The sequence below is a fragment of the Bartonella sp. AS69XJJH genome (genome assembly GCF_042195585.1).
GTDB lineage: Bacteria > Pseudomonadota > Alphaproteobacteria > Rhizobiales > Rhizobiaceae > Bartonella.
In genome coordinates this window covers 1-837 of sequence record NZ_JBHIOO010000119.1, presented here as the reverse complement: position 1 = coordinate 837, position 837 = coordinate 1, and the positions used below count along the sequence as shown (strand labels likewise).

At 42.9% G+C, this 837-nt stretch carries 1 protein-coding gene; it reads left to right on the top strand.

The window, feature by feature from the left end; all coding sequences use genetic code 11:
• Window positions 1–71: 71 nt before the first annotated feature.
• Window positions 72–837 (top strand): DUF3792 domain-containing protein (locus ACFIK6_RS10080; protein ID WP_375642766.1); only part of this gene is annotated, 766 nt, incomplete at its 3' end.

Sequence of the window (837 nt, the reverse complement as noted above, 5' to 3'; positions counted from 1 at the left end):
GCTCTTTATCCCTTTTGGAACATAATTGGCAAAAAGACATTGTATCTCCAGCATATTCAAGGAGATAAAACATGGAAACTCGCATTCCTGAAGACACACCATTTAATACGAATTTTCTAGGAGAAACATCTCTAGAAGAAAAGTATCCATTCTTTCACACACCCATTTCATGGTCCGCAATCTTTGCGGGACTGGTGAGCGCCCTTGCCACCTCAATCTGCCTCTCTTTTCTGGTAGCAGCGTTAGGCTTAAGCCAAATGGATTTCACCTCTTCAACCCCATTGGAAGGCTCTTTCCTCTCCTTTGGCGTGGGTTCTGTTATCGTTACACTGATTAGCCTAGCCTTAGGAGGCTTTGTTGCTGGACGTTTTGCTGAAACCTCAGGGACGCTTCATGGCTTTCTCACTTGGGCTCTCATAACATTGCTGATGACCCTTCAAGCCATCCACGTGGTTTCTAGTACAGCAAAGATAGGAGCTAAAACGGCTCTAGAAAACAGCTCCACGATCCAACAAACCGTAGACAGCCTCAAAACCAATATTTCCCCCATACTTGCAAAATTAAACAGCGAAAGTGTTGAAAAGTTTTTTGCAAAAAACAGTGACAATGGCATCAATTTTGATCAACTTTCGAGTGAATTGCGCACCCTTCTCAATAAAAGCGACATTCCTGCTCTCAACCCTGATCGTTTAAAACAAACCTATCAAGCTGCACTCAACGATATTGGTTCTGCAATAACAGCTTTCAAAAATGATCCTTCTCACTATCGCACCACTTTAAAAAATCTTGGTGAGCGCCTGTCTGATCGCGTAGAAGATCTCACGGAAAAATTTGATC